Raw genomic sequence first — 2,628 nt, 5'->3', positions numbered from 1 at the left:
GTTTTAGGTTTACCGATGATGGGGCGTCTTGGTTCTGTATCTATTCATACACCAAGCATGGTAATGAATTTAGTTCCACTGCGTCTAAAGTTAACTCCAAATATAACGTTTGCAGAATTAATACAGCAAGTTTCTAAAGAAATTCGAGACGTACGTCGTCATCATAAATATCGTCATGAGGAATTAAGAAGAGACTTAAAGTTACTAGGTGAAAATCAAAGGTTGTTTGGGCCGTTAGTGAATGTTATGCCTTTTGATTACGGGCTTAACTTTGCTGGAAATCGTGGTATTACACATAATTTATCAGCAGGACCTGTCGATGACTTATCGATTAATGTATATAAGCGCTTCGATGAAAATGAGTTAATGATTCATTTTGATGCGAATCCGGAAGTATATAACGGCGCGGAACTAGCATTGCATAAAGAAAGATTTATGAATCTATTAGAATTAGTGATAAATAATTATCATAAAGACGAGCCGATTGGAAAAATAAACATTACTCTTCCTGAAGAAAATCATAAAGTTTTATTGGAATGGAATGAAACGAAGAAAGCTGAAGAGCTAATTAATCTACCTATATTATTTGAAAAACAAGTACAAAAAAATCCAAATAAAATAGCAGTTACTTGTAACGGGATAAAACTTACGTATAAAGAGCTAAATGAACGAGCGAATGAACTAGCACACTATTTATTAGAAGAAGGAATAGAAGTAAATCAGTTTGTAGCCTTAGTATTTCCAAGATCAATAGAAATGGTAGTTAGTATGCTAGCAGTTCTAAAGGCTGGTGCAGCGTATTTACCGATAGATCCAGAATACCCAGCCGAGCGAATTCATTATATAGTAAATGATGCAAATCCAGTTTGTATCATAACACATTCATCTGTTTCATCTACTTTAGTTATAGAAAATGATATTAAAAAAATCATATTAGATAGCGAAGAAACGAAAATAGCGTTAAAAGCATATTCTCATATGAATCTACCATTTAAAAATGTTGAATCACTTTTAAACCAAGCTTATACAATTTACACTTCAGGATCAACCGGAAATCCAAAAGGTGTAATTGTTACTATGAAAGGTTTAAGTAACTTCTTATTAGCTATGAAAGATATGTTTTCATTAAATGAAAACGATCATTTATTAGCAGTTACAACGTTTGCGTTTGATATTTCTGCTCTAGAAATTTATTTACCTCTTATTAGTGGTGCAAGTTTAACAATTGCACAAAAAGAGGTAATCCAAGAGCCTTCTGCATTAACGACATTGTTACAAGAAGAAAGAGCGACAATTATGCAAGCTACACCGACGCTCTGGCAGGCGTTAATAACTGAATATCCAGAGAGGTTACAAAGGCTAAACGTACTCGTTGGCGGTGAAGCTCTTCCGGCACATTTAGCAAATAAATTAAAAGAATTAGGTTGCTCTATAACTAACTTATATGGACCAACTGAAACGACTATTTGGTCTACTTTCATGAACATTGATGACAGTGAAAATGGTATCCCTCCTATTGGAAGACCAATTTGGAATACAGAAGTGTACGTTTTGGATGCAGGGTTACAGCCTGTTCCACCTGGAGTTATCGGTGAATTATATATTGCAGGAGAAGGACTTGCGAACGGATATTTAGGAAAACCAGCGTTAACGGCTGAACGGTTTGTTGCAAACCCTTATGGAAAAGATGGAGCACGTATGTACCGCACAGGTGATCTTGTGAAATGGCGTAACGATGGTGTGTTAGAGTACATTAGTCGCGCAGATCATCAAATTAAAATTCGCGGTTTCCGAATTGAATTAGCTGAAATTGAAACGGTATTACAACGACATGAAAATATACAACAAGCAGTGGTAATGGTACGAGAAGATCGTCCAAATGATAAACGAATCATTGCGTATATCGTTGCCGAAGAGAAGGAACCAATTAATCTTTCGGAAATTCGTTCTTATGTTTCAGAAAGTTTAGCGAATTATATGGTGCCATCGGCATTTGTTGTGCTAGAAGAATTACCATTAACACCAAATAGTAAGGTTGATAGAAAGAAATTACCTGCTCCTGATTTTAATGGAATGAACAATGAGAGAGTTGCTAGAAATCCGAAAGAAGAAATATTATGTGATTTATTTGCTGAAGTACTTGGTGTTTCGCGAATTAGTATAGATGATAATTTCTTTGAAATGGGTGGCCATTCGCTTCTTGCATCTCGTTTAATGGCAAGAATTCGTGAAACGTTAAGTGTAGAATTAGGAATCGGAAAGCTATTTGAATCACCAACTGTTGCTGAATTAGCGAACCAGTTGGATCGTGCAAAAAGCGCAAGGCCAGCTATTAAGAAAGTAAGTAGGCCAAATGAAGTTCCACTTTCATTTGCACAGCGCAGGTTATGGTTCTTAAATTGTTTAGAAGGTCCAAGCCCTACTTATAATATTCCGTTAGTCATTCGTATGTCTGGAAAATTGAATGAGGAAGCACTGCAAGGTGCCTTTTATGATGTAGTTGAGAAACATGAAACACTTAGAACGATTTTCCCGAATTCACTTGGCAGTTCATATCAAAGAATTCTAGAAATGGATAAATTGAATTTAAAAATGATTATAACAAATACATGTAAGGATGAATTAAAA

Annotated in this window: 1 protein-coding gene; it reads left to right on the top strand. The window is 35.4% G+C overall.

The genetic code is table 11. The features are described 5' to 3' along the window. Positions 1-2,628, top strand: a 2,628-nt coding sequence (locus tag WA225_RS19375) for a non-ribosomal peptide synthetase (protein WP_422609187.1), incomplete at both ends; no start/stop codon positions are given.

The organism is Pseudomonas sp. (assembly GCF_049300855.1).
Lineage (GTDB): Bacteria > Pseudomonadota > Gammaproteobacteria > Pseudomonadales > Pseudomonadaceae > Aquipseudomonas.
The sequence above is the reverse complement of the archived record's forward strand: the minus strand, read 5'-3'. Positions and strand labels throughout refer to the sequence as shown.